Source organism: Pantoea sp. Ap-870, from assembly GCF_011752515.1.
In the GTDB taxonomy this organism is placed as follows: Bacteria; Pseudomonadota; Gammaproteobacteria; order Enterobacterales; family Enterobacteriaceae; genus Pantoea; species Pantoea dispersa.
In genome coordinates, this window is the sequence record NZ_VWXG01000002.1 from 645,524 (window position 1) to 671,302 (window position 25,779).

A 25,779-nucleotide genomic window follows, 5' to 3' on the forward strand; every position below is an offset into this window, starting at 1 on the left:
CCGGTGCGTTCGGATGACGCAGAGTTGTAGTCAGAGAAACGAGGTATCGATGGCCGGCAACGCGCGGCCTGGCGTGTTCTGGGTACAGGTCAGGATGCTGCCGCTGACCGATTCGGTGATAAACAGCTGGTTAAGGTCGGCCCCGCCGAAGCACAGGTTGGTGGTGGAGCGACCCAGCGGACTGAGCAGAATCTCTTCCGGTTCAGCCAGTTCGTTAAGACGCCAGACGCGCCCCAGGCCGGGATTGGCGATCAGCAGTTCGCCGCGCTGATTGATGGTCAGCCCGTCCGGCCCGCTGGGTCCGTGCGAGGTAAAGAACAGTCCAACTTTGCTCACCGAACCATCCGCCAGCAACGGCACGCGCCACACGCAGTTGCCGCGCGTCATCGCCACGTAGAGGATTTTCTCATCCGGCGACAGAACCAGGCCGTTCGGGCTCGGGCAGTTATCCAGCAGCAGATCCAGCCGGCCATCCGGGCTGAGCCGATAGACGCGTCCGCTGGCATCGTGCAGCCCGGTCTGGCCCTGATCGGTGAAATAGAGATTGCCGCGGCTGTCGGGGGTTAAATCGTTGACGCCGCGAAAGCTTTCGCTGTTACGCCGCGTCAGCCACGGCGTGATAGTGGCGCTGCTGATTGACAGCTTCATCAGGCCGTTACGGTAATCGGTGATGATCAGCGTGTCCGGATCGGTCAGCTTCATGCCGTTGGGCTCACCGCCATACTGCACCACCAGCTCCCAGTTGCCGCTCATATCAACGCGAAAGATGCGGCCATAGGGAATATCGGTGACATACAGACAGCCGGAGGGATGCCACACCGGGCCTTCGAGAAAGGAGTCGGTAAGCTGGCCGCCGCGATTGGCGGCAGCCCAGACATTGCCGGCGTCCGGCCGGCGAAACGCTTCCGGCAGGCGCGAAAACAGCGTTAACTCGCGCACCTCCGGTACGGTGAGCACGGTCATGATACCGCCTCCTGCTCCTGCAGAACCTGCAACGCGTTGCGCGCGGCGCCGGTGCCCATGCGCACGTAAGCATTGTCGCTCACGCCGCCAATGTGCGGCGTAATAATCACGTTGTTAAGCGACTGCCACAAATGCGGTGCAGTCAGCGGCTCGCTGGTGAAGCTGTCCAGCCCGGCGGCACGCAGCGTGCCGTTTAGCAGCGCGGTCGCCACCGCCTGATCGTCAATCAGTCCGCCGCGCGCGGTGTTGACCAGAATCGCGCCAGGCTTAAAACGGGCGAGGGCGGCCGCGTTGATCATCTGGTGATTGCTGTCCGTCAGCGGACAGTGCAGCGACACCACATCGGCACGGCTGTACAGTTCATCCAGTGATTCAACCGCTTCACAGCCAGCCGGCAAGGTTTGCGCATAGGGATCGTAGGCCAGCACCTGCATACCGAAGGCCTGGCCGATGCGCGCCACGCGGCTGCCGATGGCGCCCAGACCGACCAGGCCGAGTGTGCGTCCTTCCAGCTCCAGCGATTTATGCTGCGCTTTATCCCAGTGTCCATCGCGCATCCGGCGGTCCAGCTGCGGCACGGATTTAGCACAGGCGAGGATCAGCGCCCAGGCATGCTCCGACACGGCAGCGGCATTGGCACCCACTGCCGCGCGGACCGCAATCTGGCGTTCCGCCGCTGCCTGCTGATCGATAACGTCAATACCGCTGCCGTGCTTGGAGATCACGCGCAACGCCGGCGCGGCGTCCATGATGCGCCCGTTGATTTTGCCGTAGCGCACAATGATCGCCTGAGGGTTATGGCGCTCACACAGCGCGATCAAATCGGCTTCCTGCGGCTGGCGTCCGGCATAAATCAGCTGATAGTCCTGCAGCAGCTCGACGGCTTCAGCAGCCAGGTCGCTGCCGGTGATGAGGATAGTTTTTACGTTGCTCATTACAGCGATTCTCCTTCTGCTAACATACCTGCCGCGCGCAGGGCATCTTCCAGCCAGCCCGGACGCAAATCGCCCTGCTTAATACCCGCGATGCGGCGCGTTTCGGCGTCCAGCTTCTTCGCCGCCAGGGCAATGATGCGTTCCACATCCTGTTTAGCGATCACCACCACGCCATCGGCATCGCCGACCACCAGGTCGCCCGGCTCAATCGACGCACCGGCCACCGACACCGGATGGTTAACGCGTCCGGGAATACTTTTGGTGGGGCCGCTTGGGTTGAGGCCGGCAGCAAACACCGGATAGCTGCCCTGCGCGAGGGCGTCAGCATCACGCACCGCGCCATCAATGATGATGCCGGCGATGCCGGACGCTTCGGCCTGGGTTGCCATGATTTCACCCAGCAGCGCGCAACTGATGTCGCCTTTGCCGTCTACCACCAGCACATCACCCGGCTGGGCGATAGCCAGCGCCGCGTGAATCGCCAGGTTATCGCCCGGACGGACTTCCACCGTGATGGCCGGCCCGGCGACTTTCATCTGCGGCGACAGCGGCTTAACGCGGCCATGCAGGGTGCCGCGACGACCGGCGACATCGGCCAGAATCGCGGCCTGGAATGCGGCGGCCTGGCTGACGGACAGGGCGCTGACGCGCTCAATGTTGCGGTTGATCAGGTTATTTGCAGACACAGACATAATTCACCTCGTGGTTTGTTTTACCTGGTACAACAATGTTGTACAATATAAAACAACTATATCGACGATCTGACGCCGCATGCCAGTGTTACGAAGGTGTTTGTGATGTAAACACGATGTGACTCACAGTTTTCAGGTACACTCAGGACGGCACAAATCAGGAGGAAAAAATGGGAAATGAAGGCGTTAATGCGGTGGAGAAGGCGTTGTCGCTGCTGGATTGTTTTAAGCCGGGCGAAGAGAGCCTGTCGCTGACTGCGCTGTCGCAGCTTTCCGGCTATCACAAAACCACTGTCTATCGTCTGATGAACTCGCTGGAAAGGATGGGCTATGTGGTGCGCAGTGACAGCGGGGTCTACACGCTCGGCCCGCGTCTGTTATACCTCGGCAAGCTTTATGAGCAATCATTCCATCTGGCCAGCGTGGTGCAGCCGGAATTGCAGGCGCTGGCAACGGCGACCAACGAGAGCGCCAGCTGGTACGTACTGGATAACGGCCAGCGTCTGTGCCTGTTTCGTGCTGAATCGTCTGATGGCCTGCGTCATACGCGCCTGCCGGGGACAATTTTTCCGCTCGATAACTCAGCCATCAGTAAGGTGCTGCGTTTCTGGGGCATGAATGAAAATCTCTTCGATGCGCTGCCGTCGCTGCCAATATTTAGCTCAGGCGCGCGCGATCCGCACATCGCGGCCTTTGCCGTACCGGTATTTGCCGAAAATGATCGGCTAACCGCTGCGCTGGCGCTGACCGGCCCGGTTTCGCGTCTGACGCTGAATCGCAAAGATGAAGAGTTAGGCGTGTTGATGCGCGAAGCGGCAGCACGCCTGTCAGCCAAACTGGGCGCGCGCAAAGCATTTTGTGATGCGGTTTATGCGGCTAAATAAGGCTGCGCATTAATCACTCACCGGCGGGCCAGCAGGCCTGCCGCACTCCTTCGGATTTTTTAAAGCAACACCTCAGTTAATGCTGTTTTCCCTGCTGCGCTAAGCCCGGTATACCTTGCGGAAACCAATTAAACGCTGGCAGGCATCATGAGCACCCATACCCGCATCCGCAAATTCAATACCAAAGATACCTATCCTAATCAGTCGCTGGACAACGACCTGTGTCAGGCCGTGCGCGCCGGCAACACCGTTTACGTGCGTGGTCAGATTGGCACCGACTTCGAAGGCAACCTGGTGGGGCTGGGCGATCCGGCAGCGCAGGCCGAGCAGGCGATGAAAAACGTGAAGCAACTGCTCGAAGAAGCGGGCAGCGACCTGTCGCACATCGTGAAAACCACCACCTACATCATCGACCCGCGCTATCGCGAGCCGGTGTATCAGGTGGTCGGCAAGTGGCTGAAAGGCGTGTTTCCCATCTCCACCGGTCTGGTGATCTCGGGACTGGGCCAGCCGCAGTGGCTGATGGAGATCGACGTGATTGCGGTGATCCCCGACGACTGGCAGCCGCAATAAGGAGCGCCGCATCATGACGTTATCGATTGTTGGACGCTGTGCGCAAACCGGCCAACTGGGCATTGCGGTCAGCTCGTCGAGTATTGCGGTCGGCGCACGCTGTCCGTGGCTGCGCGCCGGCGTCGGCGCGGTCTCCACACAGAACATCACGCTGCCGGCGCTGGGCCCGCGCATTCTTGAGCGGCTGAGTCAGGGCGAGACGGCGCAGCAGGCGCTGCAGATCGGCCTTGCCAGCGATGATTTTTTTGATTATCGCCAGCTTACGGTGCTGGCGGCCGACGGCAGCAGTGCCTGCTTCAGCGGAACGCACACGCTGGGGGTGAATCACGCGCTGTGCGGCAGCGACTGCGTGGCGGCCGGTAATTTGCTGGCGAATTCCGAGGTGATTGCGGCGATGGTCAGCGCGTTTACGCAGCAGCCGGGCGAACTGGCCGCACGGTTAATCGCGGCCATGCAGGCCGGGATGGCCGCCGGAGGTGAAGCCGGGCCGGTTCATTCGGCGGCGCTGGCAGTGGTGGGCGAACCGTCGTGGCCGCTGGTTGATCTGCGCGTTGACTGGACGGAGGGCGATCCCATCGCAGAACTTCATCAGCTGTGGCTGGCCTATCAGCCGCAGATGCAGGATTACCTGACGCGCGCGCTCAATCCCACGCTGGCACCCCGTTACGGCGTGCCGGGTGATGAATAAGCGTGAGGAGACGCGATGCTGACCAGCCGTAACCTGCTCGAACATCTGGTGGCTTTCGACACCACCAGCCGCGAATCCAACCTGGCGCTGATCGATTTCTGCTGGCGCTACCTCAGCGGGCTGGGCGTGACCTGTGAACTGATGCACAACGCAGAACGCAGCAAGGCCAATCTCTATGCGCGGCTCGGGCCAGCCGGCAGCGGCGGGGTGATGCTATCGGGCCACAGCGACGTGGTGCCGGTTGATGGCCAGACGTGGACGGTGCCGCCGTTTGCGCTCACCGAACGTGACGGCAAGCTGTACGGACGCGGCACGGCAGACATGAAAGGCTTTCTCGCCTGCATGCTGGCTGCTGTGCCGCATTTTCTCGCCCAGCCGCTGCGTCAGCCGCTGCATCTGGCTATCTCCTATGACGAAGAGGTGGGTTGCCTCGGCGTGCGCTCGCTGGTGAAGGCGCTGGCGCAGCGCAGCGATCGACCGGCGATCTGCCTGATTGGCGAGCCGACAGAACTGCGTCCGGTGCTGGGCCACAAAGGCAAGCTGGCAATGCGCTGCGAAGTGCAGGGCGCGGCCTGCCACTCGGCGTACGCGCCGCAGGGCGTCAATGCGATTGAATACGCCGCGAAGCTGATCCAGCGCTTAACTGTCATCGGTGAACGTCTGGCGGCGCCGGATCGGCAGGATGCGCGCTTCGATCCGCCCTTTACCACCGTGCAAACCGGGGTGATCCACGGCGGACGCGCGCTGAACATCGTGCCTGACGCCTGCAGTTTTGATTTCGAAGTGCGCACGCTGCCGCAGGAGGATGCGCAGCAGGTGGCAGAGGAGCTGGTGGCGTATGCGCAGCAGACGCTGGAGCCGCAGATGCGCGCGGTGCAGCCCGCCAGCGCCATCCGCTTCTCGCCGCTCAGCGCCTATCCAGGACTGGATACCGCCGCGCACAGTGCCGCGGCACAGCTGATTGCCCGGTTGAGCGGCAGCGACAGCTTCGGCACCGTGGCGTTTGGCACTGAAGGCGGACTGTTTGCCGCCGCCGGCATCCCCTGTGTGGTGTGCGGTCCCGGCAGTATGGAGCAGGGCCATAAGCCCGACGAATTTATCACCCTCGCACAGCTGGACGCCTGTGACAGCCTGTTACGCCGGCTGGCGACCTGGATGTGCGAATGAACCCGCGACGAGCCACCCCGTCCGAATCCGGAGATTGTATGGTCAGTGCAGAAGTAACCCCGTTTCCGCAGCCGCTGTCATCGGCACCGCATAAGGCCAACGTGGCGGTGCAGCTGGATGGCGTCCTGAAGCGCTTTGGTGATGCCATCGCGCTGCATAAAATTTCTCTCACCATCCACGAAGGTGAGTTCATTACGCTGCTCGGCCCGTCCGGCTGCGGCAAAACCACGCTGCTGAACCTGATGGCCGGCTTTGCCGAAGCCGACGGCGGTGAGATTTTTATCGATGGCGAACTGGTAACGGAAATCCCGCCCTATCAGCGCGAGATCGGCATCGTGTTTCAGAACTACGCGCTGTTTCCGCACATGACGGTGGAGAAAAACGTTGGCTACGGCCTGCGCATGCGCGGCGTGCCGAAAGCGGAAATCGCCGAGCGGGTCGAACAGGCGCTGGCGCTGGTGAAGCTGGCGGGTTACGGCCAGCGCAAACCGCGTGAACTGTCCGGCGGTCAGCAGCAGCGCGTGGCGCTGGCACGCGCGCTGGTGATTCGCCCGAAAGTGCTGCTGCTGGATGAGCCGTTCTCCGCGCTGGATAAAAATCTGCGTTTATCCATGCAGGTCGAGCTGAAGGCGATTCAGCGCAAACTCGGCGTGACCACGGTCTTCGTCACCCACGATCAGGGCGAAGCGCTGAGCATGAGCGACCGCGTGGTGGTGATGTCGGCCGGTCACGTGCGCCAGATTGGCCCACCGGATGAGATCTATCGCCGCCCGCAGGATCCGTTTGTCGCCGGCTTCGTCGGTGACGTCAACATACTGCCGGGCCGCTACGCCGGCCGTGACACCAGCGCGCTGCTGGAGCTGGGCGGCAACACGCTGCGCCTGCCGGCCAAACGGGTGCAGGCCAGCGTCGGCGACCGGCTGGATGTGTATGTGCGTCCGGAAAATGTGCAGCTGGCGCCGCTCGGTCCGCAGGCGCTGCTCAGCGCCACGGTGCTGACGCATGTGTTTCAGGGCGATCACGTTGACGTGCATCTTGATATTCCGGCGCTCGGCAGTGCGTCGCTGTTTGCCCGCCAGTCCGGACTGGAGGCGCTGACGCGCTGGCCGGTCGGCAGCGTGGTGGGGCTGACGTTTGATGACGAGGGCGTTTGCGCCTTCGCCAGTGACGCACAGGGATAACGCATGGCAACGGAAACCATGACGGCGATCATCGCCGCGCAGCCGGGTGACGCAGACGTACTGACTGCGGTGCAGCGCCCGGTGCCGCAGCCGAGACCGGGCGAAGTGCTGCTGCGCGTGGTCAGCGCGGGGGTCAACCGGCCCGATATTCTGCAGCGCAACGGCATGCCGCCGCCGCCAGGCTGCAGCGATATTCTCGGGCTGGAAGCGGCGGGCGTGATTGTGGCGCTGGGTGCCGGCGTCAGCGAACTGCAGCCGGGCATGGCGGTGATGGCGCTGCTCAGCGGCGGCGGTTATGCACAATACTGCGTGGCGCGCGCCGAACTGTGCCTGCCGGTGCCGGACACGCTGCCGCTCAGCCACGCGGCGGGTTTTCCCGAAGCCGCGTTTACCGTCTGGCACAACCTGTTTGAGCTGGGGCGTCTTATGCCGGGCGACAGCGTGCTGATTCACGGCGCGGCCAGCGGCGTGGGCACGCTGGCGATCCAGTGCGCCCAGGCTTGTGGCGCGCGGGTGATTGCCACCGCCGGCGGTGCGGAAAAAATTGCCGCGCTGCAGCAGCTGGGCGTGTGGCGCGCCATCGATCGCCATAGCGAAGATTTTGTGGCGGTGATTCAGACGCTGACCCGGGAACATGGCGTGGATGTGGTGCTGGATAACGTCGGCGGCGACTACATTGCGCGCAACCTCAGCGTGCTGGCAGCGGGCGGGCGGCACGTCAGCCTCGCCTTTATGCAGCGGGCCACGGTGGAGATCGATTTACAGCTGATCATGCGCAAAGGTTTAAGCCTGACCTCTTCCACGCTGCGACCGAAAAGCGCGGCGGAAAAAGCGCGTCTGGCGCAGTGCGTGCGCGCCCATCTGCTGCCTTTACTGGCCGCCGGGCGCATCACGCCGCAGGTGCATCAGCGATTGCCGCTGACGGCCGCCGCGCAGGCGCACCGCATCCTTGAAGCCAATGCCAATATCGGCAAAGTGCTGCTACTGCCAGATGCGGAGGCCATGCCATGATGGAACTCTATTACGCGTCTACCTCGCCTTACGTGCGAAAAGTGATGGTGTGCGCCCGGCTGCTGGGTCTTACGCCGGAGATCACCCTGCTGGCGTCGGCGGCGCACCCCATCGAGCGCGATGCACGCATTGCCGCGTTTAATCCGCTGGCTAAAGTGCCGGCGCTGCGCACCGAACAGGGACTATGTTTATACGACAGCCGGGTGATCTGCGAATACCTTAACCACCGCGCCGCGGGCCAGCTGCTGCCGGCAGACGGCGAGGCACGCTGGCTGTGCCTTACGCGCCAGGCGCTGGGTGATGGGCTGCTGGACGCCGCGCTGCTGGCGCGCTATGAAACCAGCGCCCGCCCGCTGGAAAAGCAGTGGTCAGCGTGGCGCGACGCACAGCTGACCAAAGTGGCGGCTGCGCTGGCGGCCATTGAGCAGCAGGCGGAGGCGTTCAGCCGCACGCCCGACGATCTCGGGTTGATCGCCATCGGCTGCGGATTGGGCTACCTCGACTTCCGTTTTGCTGAACTCAACTGGCGCGCCACGCATCCGCAGAGCGCCGCCTGGTTTGCCCTTTTTGACGCGCATCCGGCGATGGCCGCGACGCGCCCGCACCTGTAACGGAGCCGCCATGTCGCAGATTTTCTTTCTTAACGGACCCAATGCCAATTTGTACGGCATGGATCGCCACGGTACCTACGGCAGCGACAGTTTTGCCAGCATCGCCGAGCGCTGTCAGCGGCGCGCCGACGCGCACGGCCTCAGGCTGCAGTTTCGTCAGAGCAACCATGAAGGGGTGCTGGTGGACTGGATTCAGGAAGCGCGCCAGCAGGCAAACGGGCTGATCATCAATGCCGCCGGGTTGTCGTATCGATCGGTGCCGATTCTGGATGCGCTGCTGATGTTCGATGGCCCGATCATCGAAGCGCACATGAGCAATATCTGGCAGCGCGAGCCGTTTCGCCATCAGTCGCTGGTGTCGAAAGCCGCCACTGGCGTGATCGCCGGGCTGGGCGCGCTGGGCTATGAACTGGCTATCGATGCGCTGGCGACGCTGCTACAGGAGCCCAGCGCATGACGACTCTGGTGTTTTACAGCGAGTTCGACAGCTTTGAGGCGTGGTCGGCGCTGCTGGCACCGCAGTTACCGGATGTCGCTATCTGCCGTGCCGATCAGGTTGCGGATGCCGATAGCGTGCAGTTTGCGCTGGCGTGGAAGCCGCCGCGCGGCTTTTTTGCCCCGTATCGCCAGCTGAAATTGCTGGTGAATCTGGGCGCGGGCGTTGACTCGCTGGTAGGGCGCGACGACCTGCCTGACATCCCGATCGTCCGGCTATCGGACCCGGATATGGCGCGCATGATGGCCGGTTACGTGCTGTTTGCCGTGCTGCGTTACGCGCGTGACATACCGGCATTTGAGCGCGCACAGCGTGAACGTCGCTGGCATTATCTGCATCCGCGCGAGCCGGCGTCGATTCGCGTGGGCGTGTTGGGGCTGGGCGAACTGGGTGCGTATGCGGCGCGCGAACTGGCGCGTCAGGGCTTCGACGTGCGCGGCTGGTCGCGCTCGCCCAAAGCGCTGGACGGCATTCACTGCGTCAGCGGCATACAGGCGCTGGATGCGTTTCTGTCCAGCAGCGACATTTTGGTGGTGATGCTGCCGCTCACGCCGGAAACCCACGGTTTGCTGGATGCGCAGCGTCTGGCGCGGTTGCCGCCGGGCTGCGCGCTGATCAACGTGTCGCGTGGCGCGATTGTCGATCAGCCCGCGCTGACCGCGGCGCTGCAGAGCGGACAGATCGGGCACGCCACATTAGACGTGTTTGATCGCGAGCCGCTGCCGCCCGACGATGCGCTGTGGGGCATGGAGAATGTGCTGGTCACCCCGCATCTGGCGTCGGTGGCGATCCCGGCCAGCGCCGCGCGTCAGGTGGCTGATAACATCCAGCGGGTGATGCGCGGCGAGCCGGTGCTCAACCAGGTGTTTCCCGCGCGGGGTTACTGAGTGCGTCAGGCGACGCGCACCACCTGCGGGTCGAAGTAGCTTGGCGCGGCCATGCCCGGAATGTATTGATCGGAGATGAACATGCGGCAGCGCTCGGCGAAGGCGTTGACCACCATCGACTGCTGCACGTGGGCCACAGTGGCGTATCCCAGCAACATTGGCCGGTTCACACCGGCAAGGCGCACGCGGATCACCCGTTTGCCATCCTGCGACAGATTGGCTTTGGGCCGCACATTGGCGATGCCAAATCCCACGCCGTTGGCCACCATCGCGCGTACCACTTCCATATTGCCGGAGCGCATCACAATGTTGGGCGTGACGCCCGCTTCGCTAAACAGGCTGAGAAAGTATTCACGGCTCCACGGCATATCCAGCAGCACCATCGGCACCGTAGCGAGATCCTGAATAGTCACCGCAGACTGACTGGCAAACGGGTGATGTTCGCCGACCATCACATACGGCGGCAGCTGTGCCAGCGACTGAAACGCGATGTCGCTGGCTGGCACCAGATCGTAGGTCAGCGCGATATCGATATCGGCGGCGCGCAGCTGTTTCAGCAGCTGTTCATGATTGCCCTCCACCAGCGTGATGCGCACGCCGGGGAAGGCACGGCCAAAGCCAAACACCAGCTCCGGCGTCAGCATCGGGGCCAGCGTGTCGAGACAGCCGACGCGCAGCGGGCCGCGCACGTTGTTCAGCGACTCTGAGGCGATGGTATACAGATTCGACATCTGTTCCAGAATCAGCTTCGCCTCTTTTAAAACCTGATGGCCAATGGCGGTGAGCGACACGCCCTGCGCGTGGTGGCGCACAAACAGCTGCACCCCCAGCTCGGATTCGATGTGGGTAATGGCGGCAGAGATCGACGGTGACGATACGTGAATACGTTCGGATGCGCCAATAATGCTGCCGGCTTCGCCGGACGCGACGAAGTATTCCAGCTGGCGCTGGGTGATGCGACTGAGCATGCAGATTCTCCTGGTGTCGCCAGCGCGATCTTGTCGCGCCGGCTTTTCTATTTACCCCTGTTTCCATGCATTTATCATGCCGGACAGCGAATAGCAGCATAATCCCCTGCCTGACCCTTCACGCCCATTCGCTTCTGCCTCACTAAGGCTTAAGAAAATCCGTTGCAAAGCAGCGACTTTTTTAGCGTCAGAAATTCCGATGCAACGGCGAGGAAAAGGCTGTTTTACCGCAGCAGCGGCCAGCGGCAGAATCGCTGTGACACCTGCTTTTCACTTTCGCACTGTTTTGGCGCAGCGCGCCGTGGCGAATCAACGGTGGTTCAGAGCAGCGATAACAGCCTTTTCATTCACTGGGGACAAAAATATGTTGCGTAAGATGTGTGCCTTAACGTTGTTAACCACGGGAATTCTGAGCGCAGGGAATGCCATGGCCGCCGACAAGCTGATTGTCAGCACCTGGGGCGGCAGCTTTAAAGATCTGATCGATCAAACCATCGCTAAAGAGTTCACTAAAGAGACCGGCGTCGAAGTCCAGTTCGTCACCGGCGGCACCATCGATCGCCTCAACAAAGCCAAACTGGCGGGCGGTTCGCCGGAAACTGACGTGACCTTCACCACCGCGCACGTCGGCTATCTGTATGCCAACAGCGGCCTGTTCGAGAAGCTCGACATGAGCAAAATCCCTAACGCGGTCAATCTGGTGCAGCAGGCGAAAGTCAGCCCGTATCATCTGGGCGTGTGGGGCTACGTCTACACCATCGGCTACCGTCCGGATCTGGTGCCGAAAGGGGAAACCTTTACCAGCTGGAACGACCTGTGGAAGCCGGAGCTGAAAGGCACGCTGGCGCTGCCCGACTGGGATCCAAGCCACATCATCGCCGTGGCCGCAAAACTCTCCGGCAGCGATGCCGCGCACTGGCAGCAGGGCCAGGCGAAGCTGAAGGCGCTGATTCCTAACATCAAATCGTTCTACACCGATGATGCCAACAGCCAGCAGCTGATCTCCACCGGAGAAACGCCGGTGCAGGTGATGCTGTCAATGAACGCCTACAGCATGATTGCGGAAGGGGTCAACATTAAGCTGGCGATACCGAAAGAGGGCGCGATCCTCGGCGTGGATACCGTCGGCATCAATAAAGGCAGCAAACATGCCGATCTGGCGTACAAGTTCATCAACATCGCGCTGAAACCGGAAATTCAGCAGCAGGTGGCGAAGATCTATCGCGGTAGCCCGACGGTGACCAACGCGCATATCGATCCGGAGCTGGCGAAGCTGCCAGGCATGCTGACCACGCCGGCGCAGTGGAATGCCACCATCAATACCGATCCGCAACTGCGCGCGGAGAAAACCGCCGAGTGGCGTCAGTGGTTCTCTGAAAACATCATGTCTCACTGATTGTCCTGGTGCTGCGGCGGGGCGGGTGCCTCGCCGCAGCCGGTAACACCTATGCAGGCAGTAACGTCCATGACGAAAAAACCGACATTTTTACCCTGGTTCATTCTTCCCGCCACGCTGACCGCGATGGGGCTGGTCGTCGCGATGTTTGCGGTGATGCAGTTCAGCGTGCGCGCGTACATCCCCGGCTCGCTGGATGTCGGCGGCTTTACGCTGGCCAATTTCAGTGGCCTGTTCAAACGCATCTACGGCGATGCGTTTCTCAATACCGTGCTGCTCAGCGCCAAAACGGCCTTATTTGGTTTGCTGATGAGTTACCCACTGGCCTATGCGCTGGTGCGCACCCGCACTGCGTGGATCAAATCCACCATTCTGATCATCGCGATTACTCCGCTATTTTTGGGGGAAGTGGTGCGCACCTATTCGTGGATTATCGTGCTGGGTAACAGCGGCTTTCTTAATAGCCTGCTGCTGGCGCTGGGCATCATCAGCCAGCCGATCCAGTTTATGTTTACCCAGACCGGTGTGGTGGTCGCGCTGGTGCATGTCACCATGCCGATCATGGTGCTGATGCTGGCGACGGCGCTGTCACACATCAATCCGGACTACGAAAAAGCCGCCACCAGCCTTGGTGCCGGACCGGTACGCGCGCTGCTGACGGTGACCATTCCGCTATCCATTCCCGGCATCATCGCCAGCCTGACCACCGCGTTTGCCTGGACCTTCAGCGCTTTCGCGACGCCCCAACTGATTGGCGGCGGGCGCGTCAGTACCGTGGCTACGCTGGTGTATCAGCTGGGCTTCTCCTCGATGAACTTCCCGTTTGCCGCAGCGCTGAGCATTGCTGGCCTGCTGCTGACCATTCTGCTGCTGCTGGCGCTGAAGCGCATGACGCGCTTCCTGCACGCCATGGGAGGGCACTGATATGACCCGTTCTCACAACGACAAACTGATCGCGCTGCTGGGTAAACTGCTGGTGATCGCCATTCTGACGTTTGTCATGTTGCCCACCGTCGTGGTGTTTATCTCGTCGTTCAGCAGCACCTCCGTGCTGTTCTTCCCGCCGAAAGGCTGGTCGCTGCGCTGGTTTGAGCGGGCGCTGAGCTACGACGATTTTCGTCACGGCTTCTGGTCCGGACTGATTGTCACAGCATGGGCGTCAACGCTGGCGGTGGTCATCGGTGCCACGCTGGCGATTGCCATCGAGCGCTATCGCTTTCCCTGCAAACAGGTGCTGGAGAGTATTCTGCTGTCGCCGCTGTTTATTCCGCATTTCACTATTGGCCTCGGCCTGCTGATGCTGGTGTCGCAGCTCAATCTGGGACGCGGCTACGCGCTGGTGATTTTCTGCCACGTGGTATTAGTACTGCCGTTCGTGCTGCGCAGCGTCTATGTATCGCTGAAAAATCTCGAGCAGCGGATAGAACTGGCGGCGGCCAGCCTCGGCGCATCGCCGTTACGCGTAGTATGGACCATTACCGTGCCGCTGATTCTGCCGGGCCTGTTTGGTGGCTGGCTGTTCGCGGCGATTCTCTCTTTCAATGAATTTACCGCCTCGCTGTTTATTACCACCCAGGCGACGCAGACGCTGCCGGTGGCGATGTACAACTACGTGCGTGAATTTGCCGACCCGACGCTGGCGGCGCTGTCGGTTATTTATATTGTGGTGACCGCCGCGATGTTAATTATCGCCAATAAATTTTTCGGGCTGGGAAAAATATTAAACGTTGAGGCCGGGCATTAATTTCGCTGTGCCATCAAGCCGCCGTTAAACATGACAACCTGGTGTTAATCGCCAGCGGCGCAATATTTGCGCCGCGCTGGTGGCATGCCAACTATTCGGGGATGACCTATGTCAGTAGAAAAAATCAATACCGTGATCGTCGGAGCGGGCCAGGCGGGTATCGCCATGAGCGAACATCTGGCGCAGATGCAAATCCCGCACGTGGTGCTGGAGCGCAGCCGCATTGCCGAGCGCTGGCGCTCCGAACGCTGGGACTCGCTGGTGGCTAACGGCCCGGCGTGGCACGACCGCTTTCCTTCGCTGAAGTTTGATAATATTTCACCGGAGGCGTTTCCGCCGAAAGAGCGCATGGCGCAGTATTTCGAGGATTACGCAAAGATGCTCAACGCGCCGGTGCGCACCGGGGTTGAAGTACAGCAGGTGACGCGGCTGCCCGGACGCAGCGGCTTCCGGGTGGTGACGTCGGCGGGAGAATTCGACGCGGATAATGTGGTGGCTGCCACCGGGCCGTTTCAGAAACCCGCGTTCCCGGCCATCGTGCCTGAAGACGCGGTGCCGCAGCAGATCCACTCATCGGCGTACAAGAATCCACAGCAGCTGGCGCCCGGTGCGGTGCTGGTGGTGGGTGCGGGTGCGTCCGGCACCCAGATTGCCGAGGAGCTGCGTCAGGCCGGCCGCGAGGTGTTTCTGTCGGTCGGCGAGCACTACCGCCCGCCACGCGCCTATCGCGACCGTGATTACTGCTGGTGGCTTGGCGCGCTGGGACTGTGGGACGAAGTGAAAATCAAGCCGAAGAAACAGCACGTGGCCTTTGCCGTCAGCGGCTATGAAGGCGGTAAAACCGTGGATTTCCGCCGGCTGGCCCATATGGGCATTACGCTGGTCGGCATCACCGAGCGCTGGGATAACGGCGTGCTGCGCTTTGCGCCGGGGCTGGCAGAGAATATCGCCGAAGGTGACAGAGCCTATTTCGAGGTGCTGCGCGATGCGGATGCGTACATTGAGCGCAACGGGCTGGATTTACCGGCCGAGCCGCAGGCGTGGGAGCTGTTGCCGGATCCGGACTGCCTGTTAAATCCGCTGATGCAGCTGGACGTGCAGGCGGCGGGCATCAGCACCATTATCTGGGCTACCGGGTTTAAATTTGATTTCAGCTGGCTGCAGGTGGATGCGTTTGATGAACAGGGCCTGCCATTCCACAAGCGCGGTATTTCTGCCGAGCGCGGTATTTATTTCCTTGGCCTGCCCAATCTGGTCAACCGGGCGTCGTCGTTTATTTACGGCGTGTGGCACGATGCGAAATATATTGCCGACCACATCGCGCTGCAAAATGCCTATTCGGATTACGTAAAGTCGTAATTATTTTCCAGGTGCGCATGAATGCGCACCCTACGGAGAAAGTTCACCCTTAAATTGTATCATGTAGGGTCGCTATTAATAGCGACCCGCTATAGCGACTGAACCGTATTTATTCTGGCTCTGCTGGTGGATGAGGCAATCGGGAAGATGACGTATAGCTTTTATAGAGCGCTTTGATATCAGGATCATCAACCGCACCGTAGTAAATGTCTTCTTTATCTAAACCGTCCAACCCTTTTATGCCACTAATCATTGCCGGCCATTCGCTTCGACTGGCAATATCAACAACGCAGGGGAGTAAATAATTATCCAGATGGCCTTTAGCGGGTTCACGAATCTCAGCGCTGAGTGCGCTAAGATACGCATCTTTTTTGGTTCTTGCCCATTCAATGGCAAAGCCAGCACGGTAGGTCATTTCCATAAATAGCAACAGCAACGTTCGACCATTACCATCCAGAAAAGGATGAGCAAAAGCCAGTTGTCCCATAACCTCACCCGGTTTTTTTCTGAACCGCGATGAGTCGCTGGCAAGGCGCAGTGCATAATCAACGGCGAGCTGAATCGAGTGGGGCTGCTCAAACATGGTAAAATGAGCATCTTCTGGCATGCCTTTAAAAACAGCAAGATGAGGAACTAACTCGTTGCGATCTTTACCCGCCCAGGGATAAAAGTCAGAAAACAGAATTTTATGAACTGACAAAAAAGTGCTGTAAGTGATTGCAGGTTGAAGTGCCAGTAAATGAAGCGCATCTTCGACGCTCGATTCAAAGGCCAGATGCTCAGCTTTTTTTACCTCATCCGCATCTTTAAGCCCCAACGCGTTTCTCAGGTAGCCAGAAGTAGAAAAATCGCTGAAAGGATCAAACGTCATGCGCTGAAGTTCTGCTTGTGCTCACGTTTTTCCTGCAGATAAGAACCCTGAAGCTTCAGCGTTTCTGCTTTAGTCAGTACACCTTTTCTTTTGAGATTAACCAGCAGTTGTTCAACGTAATCCAGTTCTACTCTGTCGCCTGCCAGATGAGTAATCGCAGCAGCCATCAGGCTGACACCGTCACGCTCGGCGGTGATATGGTTAGCCTTCGCTAAATTCTGGATCTGGCTGGCAATACTCAGAGATGTATTTCTGCTCATAATTAATCTCCCGTCAGAAGTTCAATTTTAGCACGCTGCATCGTCAAAGTCAGTGGGAAGAGTCGCTGAACCACAGGGCATCTCTCAGCGGTAACACTGGTGAAGTCTGACATAGCAATCATCAGATTCCAGATAAAAAAATGCCGGTGGGCGATTGCTCGCGCACCGGCATCGGTTCGATTGACTCAGCGATGGCGTATTACAGCGCCATATCCTGCTTCGCGGACTCTTCGCGCGGTTTGGCCTGCGCAGGTGCCGACTGCTGATCGTCCATGTTAATCACTGGCGGTTTGGTCAGCTGCAGCACGGATGCGGTGTTATCCCATACCTGCTGGGTCAGCGCGGTGTTGCCGTTCAGCTTCTGGCCGAAGCTTGGCACGATAGCGCGGATCTTCTGCTGCCACTCTGGTGACGCGAACTGCTGCGGGAACAGCTTCTGCATCACGTTCAGGGTGATCGGTGCCGCAGTTGATGCGCCCGGTGAAGCACCCAGCAGGGCCGCCACGGTTTTCTGCTGATCGGTCACGATTTCGGTACCCAGCTTCAGCACGCCGCCTTTCTCAGCATCTTTCTTGATGATCTGCACACGCTGGCCGGCCTGAATCAGTTTCCAGTCCTCTTTACGCGCGTTCGGGTAGTACTCTTTCAGCGCGGCAAAACGGTCGTCATCGTTCAGCATCACCTGACCAATCAGGTATTTCACCAGGTCAAAGTTATCGATGCCCACGTGCGTCATCGGCATGAAGTTGCTGGTGGTGGTGGCGCTCAGCAGATCGAACAGCGAACCGTTCTTCAGGTATTTGGTCGAGAACGTGGCAAACGGCCCAAACAGCACCACTTTCTTACCGTCGAGGTTACGGGCATCGATGTGCGGTACCGACATTGGCGGTGCGCCTACGGAAGCCTGACCATACACTTTCTGCAGGTGACGGCTGGTGATTTCAGGGTTTTCGGTCATCAGGAACGAACCGCCCACCGGGAAACCGCCGTAGTTATCGGCTTCAGGAATACCGGTTTTTTGCAGCAGCTTGATCGCCGCACCGCCCGCGCCGATGAATACGTATTTCGCATCCACTTCACGGTTTGCGCCGCTCTTCACGTCTTTGATGGTGACGTGCCAGGAGTTGTCGCTGTTGCGTTTGAAATCGGTGACTTCAGAGGAAGTTTCCAGCTTGAAGTTCTGATCTTTCTGCAGGCTGCCGATCAGCTGACGGGTAATTTCACCGTAGTTCACATCGGTACCCACCGGCGTCCAGGTGGCGGCCACTTTCTGATTCGGATCGCGACCTTCCATCACCAGCGGTGCCCACTGCTCGATCTGCTTGTGATCGGTAGAGAACTTCATGCCCTGGAACAGGGTCGTTTTCTGCAGCGCCGCATAGCGTTTGGTCAGGTATTCGACATTTTTGTCGCCCCAGACAAAGCTCATGTGCGGGGTGGAGTTGATGAACGAACGCGGATCGTGCAGCACGCCACGCTGTACCTGGCTGGTCAGGAACTGGCGGGTAATCATGAACGATTCATTGATTTCCAGCGCCTTGCTCACATCGATGGAACCGTCTGCACGCTCTGGCGTGTAGTTCAGCTCCATGTTGGCAGAGTGGCCAGTACCGGCGTTGTTCCAGCCGTTGGAGGATTCCAGCGCGACGCCGTCGAGACGCTCAACCATCAGTTGTTTCCAGCCCGGTTGCAGCTCCTGCAGCCAGGTACCGAGCGAGGCGCTCATGATACCGCCGCCAATCAGCAGCACGTCGGTTTTTTCTGGTGCGTTCTCAGCGTGAACCGCTGAAGAGACAAGCAGTGCCGTCAGCGAAAGCGCGGACACAAGTTTTTTGGTCTGAGTCATGCCAGTCCTGTTTATTCTTTGCAGATGAACGTTAAAAATTCGGTTGGCAAATTAAAAGATTGTTACGAAAAGATTAACTTGTTTTTAGTTAATTAACTATTGATGGCAATTAATTAACTTTCATAAAAGCGGGATGGCGAAATAAACGGCAGGAATACAGCAGAAATGCGGGAAAAAGCAACAATATATCCGCTAACGGAGCGCGGTTATTATTTATAACGACGGGCACGACTTAGGTCAAATTAAATCCGCTGCCGCGATGACAAATCATGCACTATCACTGCACGGAGCGTGTTGATGATCTGACGCCGAATGGGTTTACCCTAAGGTCTCTGATGACTTGTTTAACTTTCGCGTGGACATGAGCATGGCGGGCAAAACCCTGTATGAAAAGCTGATCGAACAGCATGTGGTACGTCACCTGGACGATGAGGGGCACGTGCTGCTCTATATCGACCGGTCAATCCTCAATGAATACACCAGCCCGCAGGCGTTTAGCGGTCTGCGCGACCGGTCGCGGCGCGTGCGCCATCCGGCCACCATTCTACTCAACGTCGACCATGTGAACCCGACGCGGCCGATGCGCGATGCGGCGATGACCGACGCTGGCGGCCAGCTGCAGGTCGATTACTTCCGCAAAAATGCTGAACACTTTGGCATTGAGCTGTTTGACGTGCTCGATCCGCGACAGGGCATTGAACATGTGGTGGCGCACGAGCAGGGGCTGGTGATGCCGGGGATGGTGATTGCCGCCGGCGACAGCCATACCACCACTTACGGGGCGTTTGGCGCGCTGGGGTTCGGCATCGGCACCTCGGAAATCGAGCACCTGCTGGCGACACAGACATTGATTTATCGCACGCTGAAAACCATGCGCGTTGAAGTCACCGGCGAGCTGCCATTTGGCTGCGCCGCCAAAGACATCGTGCTGGCGTTGATCGAACAGATTGGCGCATCCGGCGCTACGGGGTATGCGATTGAGTTTACCGGCAGCGCGATTGATGCGCTGAGCATGGAAGGGCGTATGACTCTGTGTAACATGGCAGTGGAAGCCGGTGCGCGCGGGGCGATTATCGCGCCGGATGACAAGGTCTACGCTTACATTGCCGGCAAACCGCAAATGCCGGTGGGCGAACTGTGGCAGCAGGCGCTGGCCGAGTGGCGCACGTTGCGCAGCGATGATGATGCGGTATTTGACCGGCAACTGACCATTGATTGCAGCGATCTGGAACCGAAGGTCACCTGGGGCATCAGCCCGGATCAGGCCTGCGCCATCAGCGGCCACGTGCCTAATCCGGCAGACGAACCCGATCTGGTGAAACAGCAGGCGATGAAAAATGCGCTGCACTACATGGGGCTGCAAGCCGGCACGCCGCTGGCCGACATTGCCATCACCCACGCGTTTATCGGCTCCTGCACCAATGGGCGCATTGAAGATTTGCGCGCTGCGGCAGCGGTGATCGGCACCCGCAAAATCGCGCCGCACGTGCGCGGCATCATCGTGCCGGGCTCAACCCAGGTACGGCAGCAGGCGGAGGCGGAAGGGCTGGCGGCCATCTTTATCGACGCCGGCTTCGAGTGGCGTCAGTCGGGCTGTTCGATGTGTCTGGCGATGAACGAGGATGTGCTGGCACCGGGCGATCGCTGCGCATCTGGCACCAATCGTAACTTTGCCGGCCGTCAGGGCGCGGGCGCGCGTACTCACTTAATGAGTCCGGCGATGGTCGCCGCCGCTGCGCTGGCGGGCCATCTGGTTGATGTTCGTCACTATCTGCAATCCGGGGTTTAATATGCAAGCTTTCACTACCATCACCGGCAAGCTGGCACCGCTGCCGGCTGCTAACATCGATACCGATGTGATTATGCCCAAGCAGTTTCTCAAAGGCATTGACCGGCAGGAGCTGGACCGCGGCGTGTTCTTTGACCTGCGCTTTCTGGCCGACGGTGCACCAAACCCTGATTTCATCCTCAATCAGCCGGGCTGGCAGAACGCGACGTTTTTGCTGGTCGGCGCCAACTTTGGCTGTGGCTCCAGCCGCGAACATGCAGTGTGGGGGCTGAATCAGCTGGGCATCCGCGCGATTATCGGCACCAGCTTCGCCGGCATTTTTGACGACAACTGCCAGCGTAACGGCGTGCTGACGCTGAGCCTGAGCGAGGCGGATTATCAGCGTCTGAGCGCGGTGGCCGCCGATGCGCAGCGCAACACCATCAGCGTGTCGCTGGAGCAGCAAACCATTCAGTTCGCGGATGAAGTGATTCACTTTACGGTCAGTGCCCTGAAGCGCGAAATGCTGATCGGTGGCGGCAGCGCGGTGGACTGGACGCTGCAATATGAAGCGGATATCCGCCAGTTTGAAGCGCAGCACTTTGCGCAGCGCCCGTGGCTGCAGCGCACCAGGGAGCAACCATGAGTAAGATTATCGATCGCGGCCCGTCGCCGTTTATCGCCGGTTTTACCCTGCAGGATGTGACGCTGGATAATGGCGTTACGCTGCGCGTGGCCAGCGGCGGCAAGGGCACGCCTTTGCTGATGCTGCACGGCCATCCGCAAAATCATCTGGCCTGGCGTAAAATCGCACCACAGCTGGCGCAGCATTATCAGGTGATCCTGCCGGATTTGCGCGGCTACGGTGACAGCAACAAGCCCGCCAGCGATGCTGAACATCTGCCGTATGCCAAACGCAGCATGGCACAGGATATCAGTCAGCTGATCGACGCGCTTGGCCTGCAGCGCGTGGCGTTTGTCGGCCACGATCGCGGCGGGCGCGTCGGGCACCGGCTGGCGCTCGATCATCCGGAGAAAGTCAGCTGCTGCGTGTTTGTCGATATCGCACCCACTGCCACCATGTACGCGCTGACCGATCAGGCGTTCGCCACGCGCTATTTCTGGTGGTTCTTCCTGATTCAGCCGCACCCGCTGCCGGAGACCATGATTGGTCACGATCCGGCGTTCTTTTTGCGTAAACACATTGATGGCCAGCTGAAAACGCCGGGTGCGACCGAAGCGGCGATATTCGAAGATTATCTGCGCTGCTATCAGGATCCGGCGATGATCCACGCGGTATGTGAAGATTATCGCGCCGCCGCCAGCATTGATTTGCAACACGATGCCGCTGACAGCGACCGGCGCATTGCCTGCCCGTTGTTACTGTTGTGGGGCGAAAAGGGCACGGTCGGTCAGCTGTATGATGTGGTGCACACCTGGCAGGACAAGGCGCTGCAGGTGCAGGGCGAGGCGTTACCGTGCGGCCATTCACCGCAGGAAGAGGTGCCAGAGCGGTTTCTGCACTCGCTTCAGCGCTTCCTGGGATCTGTGTTATAACCACGTGGCGTTCACTCACCATGTGCTGTTATGAAAATACTGCTTGCCGGAAAAAGTTATCAGAAGCCGTTACAGGGTTGGCCGTCGATTGAAGACCTGTACGTGTTTATCAGCGTGGCGCGGCATGACGGTTTCGGCCGCGCGGCGATTGAGCTGGGTCAGTCACCGTCTTACATCAGTAAACGCATCGCCATTCTGGAAAAACAGCTGGAGACGCGGCTGTTTTTCCGCACTAACCGCGTGATGCGCCTGACGCCGGAAGGTGAAAAAGCGCTTGAGGGCGCGCTGCAGGTAGTGCAGGAAATGGATGGCTTTCTCAATAATTTCCGTCAGTGGCGCGGCGAGCTGACCGGGGAAATTACCGTCGGCTGCTCATTTGGTTTCGGTCAGGACTATTTATCGGATGCGGTTTCGGCATTTATTCACCAGCATCCGTCGCTGAATATTAAACTGATGCTAAGCGATCGGGCATTCGACCTGCTACAGAGCGGCACGGATGTAGAAATCTGCGTTGGCGATGATCTCAATCCTTCCTATATTGCCCGCCGGCTGATTGCTAACCGGCGTATTTTATGTGCCGCGCCGGCGTATTTATCCCGCGCCGGTATGCCAGCCTCGCTGGATGCGTTAATTCATCACAGCTGTCTGATCATTAATGAGCGCGATAATTCATTTGGTAACTGGGCATTGACCAATGGCGAGCAGCAGGTGTTGTGTCGCCTGAACAGCCATTACTCTTCCAATAGCGGCAAGGTGATTCTGCACTGGGCATTGCAGGGGCATGGTATTGCGCTGCGTTCAGCGTGGGATGTGGCGCCGTATCTGGCGACGGGCGAGCTGGTGGCGGTATTACCGCAGTGGTATCAGGAAGCCAATATCTGGGCGGTGTATACGCAACGCGCCGCAGAATCGCAGCGTATTAAAGTTTTTCTCGATTTTCTCGCTGCCTATTTTAATGAAAAAAGCCTGCCGGAAATGACGGGCAGGCCATAAACAGAAAAACGTGTTAATCCCAGCATCAGCCGTAAGCCACCTTGTCATTGATGTGATACAGCGTCGCAGTGGCTGCCATCACGTGCTGGCCGTCGTGGCCCGGCTCATGCGATTCAACGTCGGTAATATGATAACCGACGGCTCCAGCCGCCTGGGCTTTTTTCACAATGGCGTCTGTTAACTCTTCCATTGACGTGGCCCAGCTTACTGAGGTCACACCTGCCGGATGGATTGAGGATAATTCGCGGTGCGTCAAATCGGCGCGAATTAAAACCGGTTTAACATTTTGCGGCGTAAAAATGGAAATCACATCGTTAATTAACGCTTTCATGGTCTTACTCCTCAAAAATAACAACAGAGCCGGAAGTGAATTAACCGATCCTGAGATCGTTGTTTATTGGTTTATACATTCCGGCAAAGCGCACGGTGAATCATCATGCCGGTAGGGTTAATAAACACCTTTTGAGGTTATGCGTTTTAGCTTTAATTGCTAATCAGATGTTAAGAAAAGTTCCGCCACAACTCCGGTAATGTTTCGCTAATATTTTTTCATCTGCTTACATTTGCCATTAAAAAAGTCGGTGCATCATGTGCAGGCAAATCCGGCCATCCGTGGCCCTGCGGCTTAAAACTCGCGCTGGCCGCCCAGTTCGATCACCCGGTTGGGCGGAATATGAAATTGCTCATGGGCGCGCAGCGCGTTGCGCTGGCAGAAGTGAAAAATTCCGCCGCGCACCCGCGCCAGGCCGCGGCGTTTTTTCATCACCAGCGTATCGTGCGCGGTAAAAAATGACGCTTCATTCACCGTGCAGCCAAAACCTTCCAGTCCGCACAGATGCAGAATCTCGGCCATTGACGGCACTTCACGCCAGCCATAAGCGGCAGTGACCTGCCAAAACGACGGCGACAATTGCGTAATGCTGATGCGCTGCTGGTTATAGACGCGCGGCGTGTCGGTGGTGCGGATATGCAACAGCACCACGCGGCGGTGCAGCACGCGGTTATGCTTGAGGTTGTGCAACAGCGCCTGGGGAATTTCAAACTCCTTGCGCGCGAGGAAGATGGCGGTGCCCTCGACGCGGTTCGGCGGATTGCTCTCCAGCGATTTCACCAGCGCCAGTAAACCGTCCTGGTCGTTATTTAAGCGGCGAATCAGGCGGTTACGCTCGCTGCTCCAGATCAGCATCAATCCCATCATGGTCAGCGCCAGCAGCACCGGCACCCAGCCGCCGGACAGCAGCTTCATCAGGTTGGCGATGAACAGCGGCACGTCGACCACCAGCATACACAGCAGGAACAATAGCGCCAGCGGCAGCGGCCAGCGCCAGTTACGCAGCGCCACCACGCCCGCCAGACAGGCCGTGATCACCATGGTGCCGGTCACCACGATGCCGTACGCCGAGGACAACGCCGACGACTGACGGAAAGCCAGCACAATCAGCATCACGGCGGTAAACAGCAGCCAGTTGACCACCGGAATGTAAATCTGCCCGGACTCAGTATGCGAGGTAAAAATGATGCGCATCGGCGGTAAAAAGCCCTGGCGAATGGCCTGATGCGTCAGGGTATAGACGCCGGAAATCACTGCCTGCGCCGCGATGACCGTGGCCAGCGTTGATAGCACAATCAGTGGAATCTGCGCCCAGCCGGGAGCCAGATTAAAGAACGGATTGTTCAGCGCCTGCGCATTTGCGATCACCAGCGCGCCCTGGCCAAAGTAATTCAGTATCAGCGCCGGCATGGCGATCACCAGCCAGGCTAGACGAATCGGCGCTTTGCCCAGGTGGCCCATATCCGCATACAGCGCTTCCGCGCCGGTCACCGCCAGCACCACCATGCCCATCGCCGCGAGCGAGAGCGCTTTGTGGCTGAGCAGGAAGGTCAGCGCATAGGACGGACTGAGCGCGTGCAGCACTTCCGGGTTGAGCAGAATACCGCGAATGCCGAGCGCGCCGATGGCCACAAACCAGACAAACATCACCGGGCCAAACACCCGGCTGACCTTTTCCGTGCCGTGTTTCTGGATAATGAACAGCAGCGCGAGAATGGTGAGCGCCAGCGGCACCACATATTTTTCCAGCCCGGGCGAGACCACCTGAATCCCTTCAATGGCCGACAGCACCGAGATGGCCGGGGTGATCACGCCATCACCGTAGAAAAATGCGCCACCAATCAGACCGGCCAGCACGATGATATGACCGGCTTTGCGGCCAACGTTGCGGCGAGCCAGCGACATCAGGGTGAGAATGCCGCCTTCGCCGTCGTGGTCGGCGCGCATCACGAAGCAGACATATTTCAGCGTGACGATGAGCGTCAGCGCCCAGAAGATCAGCGACAGAAAGCCCATCACCGCCAGTGCCGACGGCGCGCCGTCCGGCAAAATCGACAGACACTCTTTCAGGGTATACAGCGGGCTGGTACCGATATCACCAAACACGATGCCGGCGGCGGCCAGCATGCCAGCAGGCAGAGACTGTTTCTCTGATTGACTCATACATTTCCTGTTTTTTCAGGGAGAAAGGGCGAGCGCCATCAACCGCACTGGCGTGTCGCAATCACCCACTTTTATGCTGGCGAAGATAGCCTTTCAGCGGCGTAATCGGTAGGGGTTGGCGTTTTTTTGTACACGATTTTTATACCAATCGGCCAAATTTTTACGCCATTTTTACACCGCTGCGGCTTTTTCAACCTGAAGTGTAGACGATTCAGACAGCAGCAGAAGCGGGCTGGCTGGCAGAAAATGGGATGGGGGAGCGCAGATAGCGAGATGATTAAAAATGCAGGAAATAGCGATGCTAAGACTTTGTACCAAAAATTATATCCGTACCCTCCGACCGCACAATATGTAGCGGCGCGATTTATCGCGCTAAGTTAAACATTTCACAGTTGCCGGAATGCGCAATGAATTGCGCCGCTACGATCCGTGCGG

26 protein-coding genes are annotated in these 25,779 nt (G+C 59.1%); 17 read left to right on the top strand and 9 right to left on the bottom strand.

Annotation, left to right across the window (positions count from 1 at the left end; all coding sequences use genetic code 11):
- Positions 1–30 precede the first annotated feature (30 nt).
- From F3J41_RS09105 to F3J41_RS09115, 3 genes are read right to left on the bottom strand one after another with little or no spacing between them, the layout of a single operon-like run.
- Positions 31–963 (bottom strand): SMP-30/gluconolactonase/LRE family protein, encoded by a 933-nt coding sequence (locus F3J41_RS09105; RefSeq protein ID WP_166710778.1) that lies wholly within the window; start codon positions 961–963, stop codon positions 31–33.
- The gene (locus F3J41_RS09110; protein ID WP_166710780.1) at positions 960–1,898 is read right to left on the bottom strand and encodes a hydroxyacid dehydrogenase; all 939 of its coding nucleotides are present in this window, start codon (positions 1,896–1,898) and stop codon (positions 960–962) included. The genes F3J41_RS09105 and F3J41_RS09110 overlap by 4 nt, the downstream gene beginning before the upstream one ends.
- On the bottom strand, positions 1,898–2,590 hold the full coding sequence (locus tag F3J41_RS09115) for a methyltransferase (protein WP_058781426.1): 693 nt from the start codon (positions 2,588–2,590) through the stop codon (positions 1,898–1,900). The genes F3J41_RS09110 and F3J41_RS09115 overlap by 1 nt, the downstream gene beginning before the upstream one ends.
- Before the next feature lie 170 nt (positions 2,591–2,760).
- On the opposite strand from F3J41_RS09115, the gene F3J41_RS09120 reads away from it, so the two are divergent.
- The 9 genes from F3J41_RS09120 (at position 2,761) to F3J41_RS09160 (ending at position 10,088) form a co-directional block, all read left to right on the top strand.
- A complete protein-coding gene (locus tag F3J41_RS09120; protein WP_021509502.1) occupies positions 2,761–3,474 on the top strand; it encodes an IclR family transcriptional regulator in 714 nt (237 codons plus the stop codon).
- A gap of 147 nt (positions 3,475–3,621) precedes the next feature.
- Positions 3,622–4,047: a RidA family protein gene (locus F3J41_RS09125; protein WP_021509501.1), complete on the top strand. Its 426-nt coding sequence runs from the start codon at positions 3,622–3,624 to the stop codon at positions 4,045–4,047.
- A 13-nt stretch (positions 4,048–4,060) separates the two neighbouring features.
- Positions 4,061–4,735, top strand: coding sequence for a DUF1028 domain-containing protein (locus F3J41_RS09130; protein ID WP_166710782.1), 675 nt, complete (start codon positions 4,061–4,063; stop codon positions 4,733–4,735).
- 15 nt (positions 4,736–4,750) lie between these two features.
- A complete protein-coding gene (argE, locus tag F3J41_RS09135; protein WP_058775061.1) occupies positions 4,751–5,902 on the top strand; it encodes an acetylornithine deacetylase in 1,152 nt (383 codons plus the stop codon).
- 38 nt (positions 5,903–5,940) lie between these two features.
- A complete protein-coding gene (locus tag F3J41_RS09140) occupies positions 5,941–7,083 on the top strand; it encodes an ABC transporter ATP-binding protein (RefSeq protein ID WP_058775060.1) in 1,143 nt (380 codons plus the stop codon).
- Between the two features lie 3 nt (positions 7,084–7,086).
- Positions 7,087–8,094 (top strand): NAD(P)H-quinone oxidoreductase, encoded by a 1,008-nt coding sequence (locus F3J41_RS09145; RefSeq protein WP_166710784.1) that lies wholly within the window; start codon positions 7,087–7,089, stop codon positions 8,092–8,094.
- A complete protein-coding gene (locus F3J41_RS09150) occupies positions 8,091–8,705 on the top strand; it encodes a glutathione S-transferase N-terminal domain-containing protein (RefSeq protein WP_166710786.1) in 615 nt (204 codons plus the stop codon). Before F3J41_RS09145 ends, F3J41_RS09150 begins: the two co-directional genes overlap by 4 nt.
- A gap of 10 nt (positions 8,706–8,715) precedes the next feature.
- Positions 8,716–9,162, top strand: coding sequence for a type II 3-dehydroquinate dehydratase (locus F3J41_RS09155; protein ID WP_166710788.1), 447 nt, complete (start codon positions 8,716–8,718; stop codon positions 9,160–9,162).
- Positions 9,159–10,088: a glyoxylate/hydroxypyruvate reductase A gene (locus tag F3J41_RS09160; protein ID WP_211075119.1), complete on the top strand. Its 930-nt coding sequence runs from the start codon at positions 9,159–9,161 to the stop codon at positions 10,086–10,088. The genes F3J41_RS09155 and F3J41_RS09160 overlap by 4 nt, the downstream gene beginning before the upstream one ends.
- Before the next feature lie 5 nt (positions 10,089–10,093).
- Here F3J41_RS09160 and F3J41_RS09165 read toward each other — a convergent pair whose 3' ends face one another.
- Positions 10,094–11,056 carry a LysR family transcriptional regulator gene (locus F3J41_RS09165; protein ID WP_021509493.1) on the bottom strand — a complete coding sequence of 321 codons (963 nt, stop codon included), beginning with the start codon at positions 11,054–11,056 and terminating at the stop codon, positions 10,094–10,096.
- A 364-nt stretch (positions 11,057–11,420) separates the two neighbouring features.
- Between F3J41_RS09165 and F3J41_RS09170 the strand changes: the two genes are divergently transcribed.
- From F3J41_RS09170 to F3J41_RS09185, 4 genes are all read left to right on the top strand, one after another.
- Positions 11,421–12,452, top strand: a complete 1,032-nt coding sequence (locus tag F3J41_RS09170) for a polyamine ABC transporter substrate-binding protein (RefSeq protein ID WP_058758799.1) — start codon at positions 11,421–11,423, stop codon at positions 12,450–12,452.
- Between the two features lie 69 nt (positions 12,453–12,521).
- Positions 12,522–13,376, top strand: a complete 855-nt coding sequence (locus tag F3J41_RS09175; protein WP_021509491.1) for an ABC transporter permease — start codon at positions 12,522–12,524, stop codon at positions 13,374–13,376.
- A 1-nt stretch (position 13,377) separates the two neighbouring features.
- Positions 13,378–14,196, top strand: coding sequence for an ABC transporter permease (locus F3J41_RS09180; RefSeq protein ID WP_058775057.1), 819 nt, complete (start codon positions 13,378–13,380; stop codon positions 14,194–14,196).
- A 108-nt stretch (positions 14,197–14,304) separates the two neighbouring features.
- Positions 14,305–15,555: an NAD(P)/FAD-dependent oxidoreductase gene (locus F3J41_RS09185; protein ID WP_166710790.1), complete on the top strand. Its 1,251-nt coding sequence runs from the start codon at positions 14,305–14,307 to the stop codon at positions 15,553–15,555.
- 109 nt (positions 15,556–15,664) lie between these two features.
- On the opposite strand, the gene F3J41_RS09190 is transcribed toward F3J41_RS09185, so the two are convergent.
- The 3 genes from F3J41_RS09190 to mqo all read right to left on the bottom strand — a co-directional run bounded on the left by F3J41_RS09190 (position 15,665) and on the right by mqo (position 18,532).
- On the bottom strand, positions 15,665–16,426 hold the full coding sequence (locus F3J41_RS09190; RefSeq protein ID WP_104093588.1) for a Fic family protein: 762 nt from the start codon (positions 16,424–16,426) through the stop codon (positions 15,665–15,667).
- On the bottom strand, positions 16,423–16,686 hold the full coding sequence (locus F3J41_RS09195; protein WP_104093589.1) for a hypothetical protein: 264 nt from the start codon (positions 16,684–16,686) through the stop codon (positions 16,423–16,425). Before F3J41_RS09195 ends, F3J41_RS09190 begins: the two co-directional genes overlap by 4 nt.
- Before the next feature lie 199 nt (positions 16,687–16,885).
- A complete protein-coding gene (mqo, locus tag F3J41_RS09200; RefSeq protein ID WP_021509488.1) occupies positions 16,886–18,532 on the bottom strand; it encodes a malate dehydrogenase (quinone) in 1,647 nt (548 codons plus the stop codon).
- A gap of 367 nt (positions 18,533–18,899) precedes the next feature.
- Between mqo and leuC the strand changes: the two genes are divergently transcribed.
- From leuC to F3J41_RS09220, 4 genes are read left to right on the top strand one after another with little or no spacing between them, the layout of a single operon-like run.
- The gene (gene leuC / locus F3J41_RS09205; RefSeq protein WP_059012853.1) at positions 18,900–20,321 is read left to right on the top strand and encodes a 3-isopropylmalate dehydratase large subunit; all 1,422 of its coding nucleotides are present in this window, start codon (positions 18,900–18,902) and stop codon (positions 20,319–20,321) included.
- 1 nt (position 20,322) lies between these two features.
- On the top strand, positions 20,323–20,946 hold the full coding sequence (gene leuD / locus F3J41_RS09210; RefSeq protein ID WP_104093590.1) for a 3-isopropylmalate dehydratase small subunit: 624 nt from the start codon (positions 20,323–20,325) through the stop codon (positions 20,944–20,946).
- Complete coding sequence (locus tag F3J41_RS09215) at positions 20,943–21,857, top strand: alpha/beta fold hydrolase (RefSeq protein ID WP_104093591.1); 915 nt, start codon at positions 20,943–20,945, stop codon at positions 21,855–21,857. Before leuD ends, F3J41_RS09215 begins: the two co-directional genes overlap by 4 nt.
- Positions 21,858–21,887: 30 nt before the next feature.
- Positions 21,888–22,850: a LysR family transcriptional regulator gene (locus F3J41_RS09220; RefSeq protein ID WP_021509484.1), complete on the top strand. Its 963-nt coding sequence runs from the start codon at positions 21,888–21,890 to the stop codon at positions 22,848–22,850.
- A 25-nt stretch (positions 22,851–22,875) separates the two neighbouring features.
- Here F3J41_RS09220 and F3J41_RS09225 read toward each other — a convergent pair whose 3' ends face one another.
- Together F3J41_RS09225 and kup are read right to left on the bottom strand one after the other, a co-directional pair.
- Positions 22,876–23,181 (bottom strand): DUF1471 domain-containing protein, encoded by a 306-nt coding sequence (locus F3J41_RS09225; RefSeq protein ID WP_021509483.1) that lies wholly within the window; start codon positions 23,179–23,181, stop codon positions 22,876–22,878.
- 294 nt (positions 23,182–23,475) lie between these two features.
- Complete coding sequence (gene kup, locus F3J41_RS09230; RefSeq protein ID WP_058758791.1) at positions 23,476–25,344, bottom strand: low affinity potassium transporter Kup; 1,869 nt, start codon at positions 25,342–25,344, stop codon at positions 23,476–23,478.
- Positions 25,345–25,779: the final 435 nt, after the last annotated feature.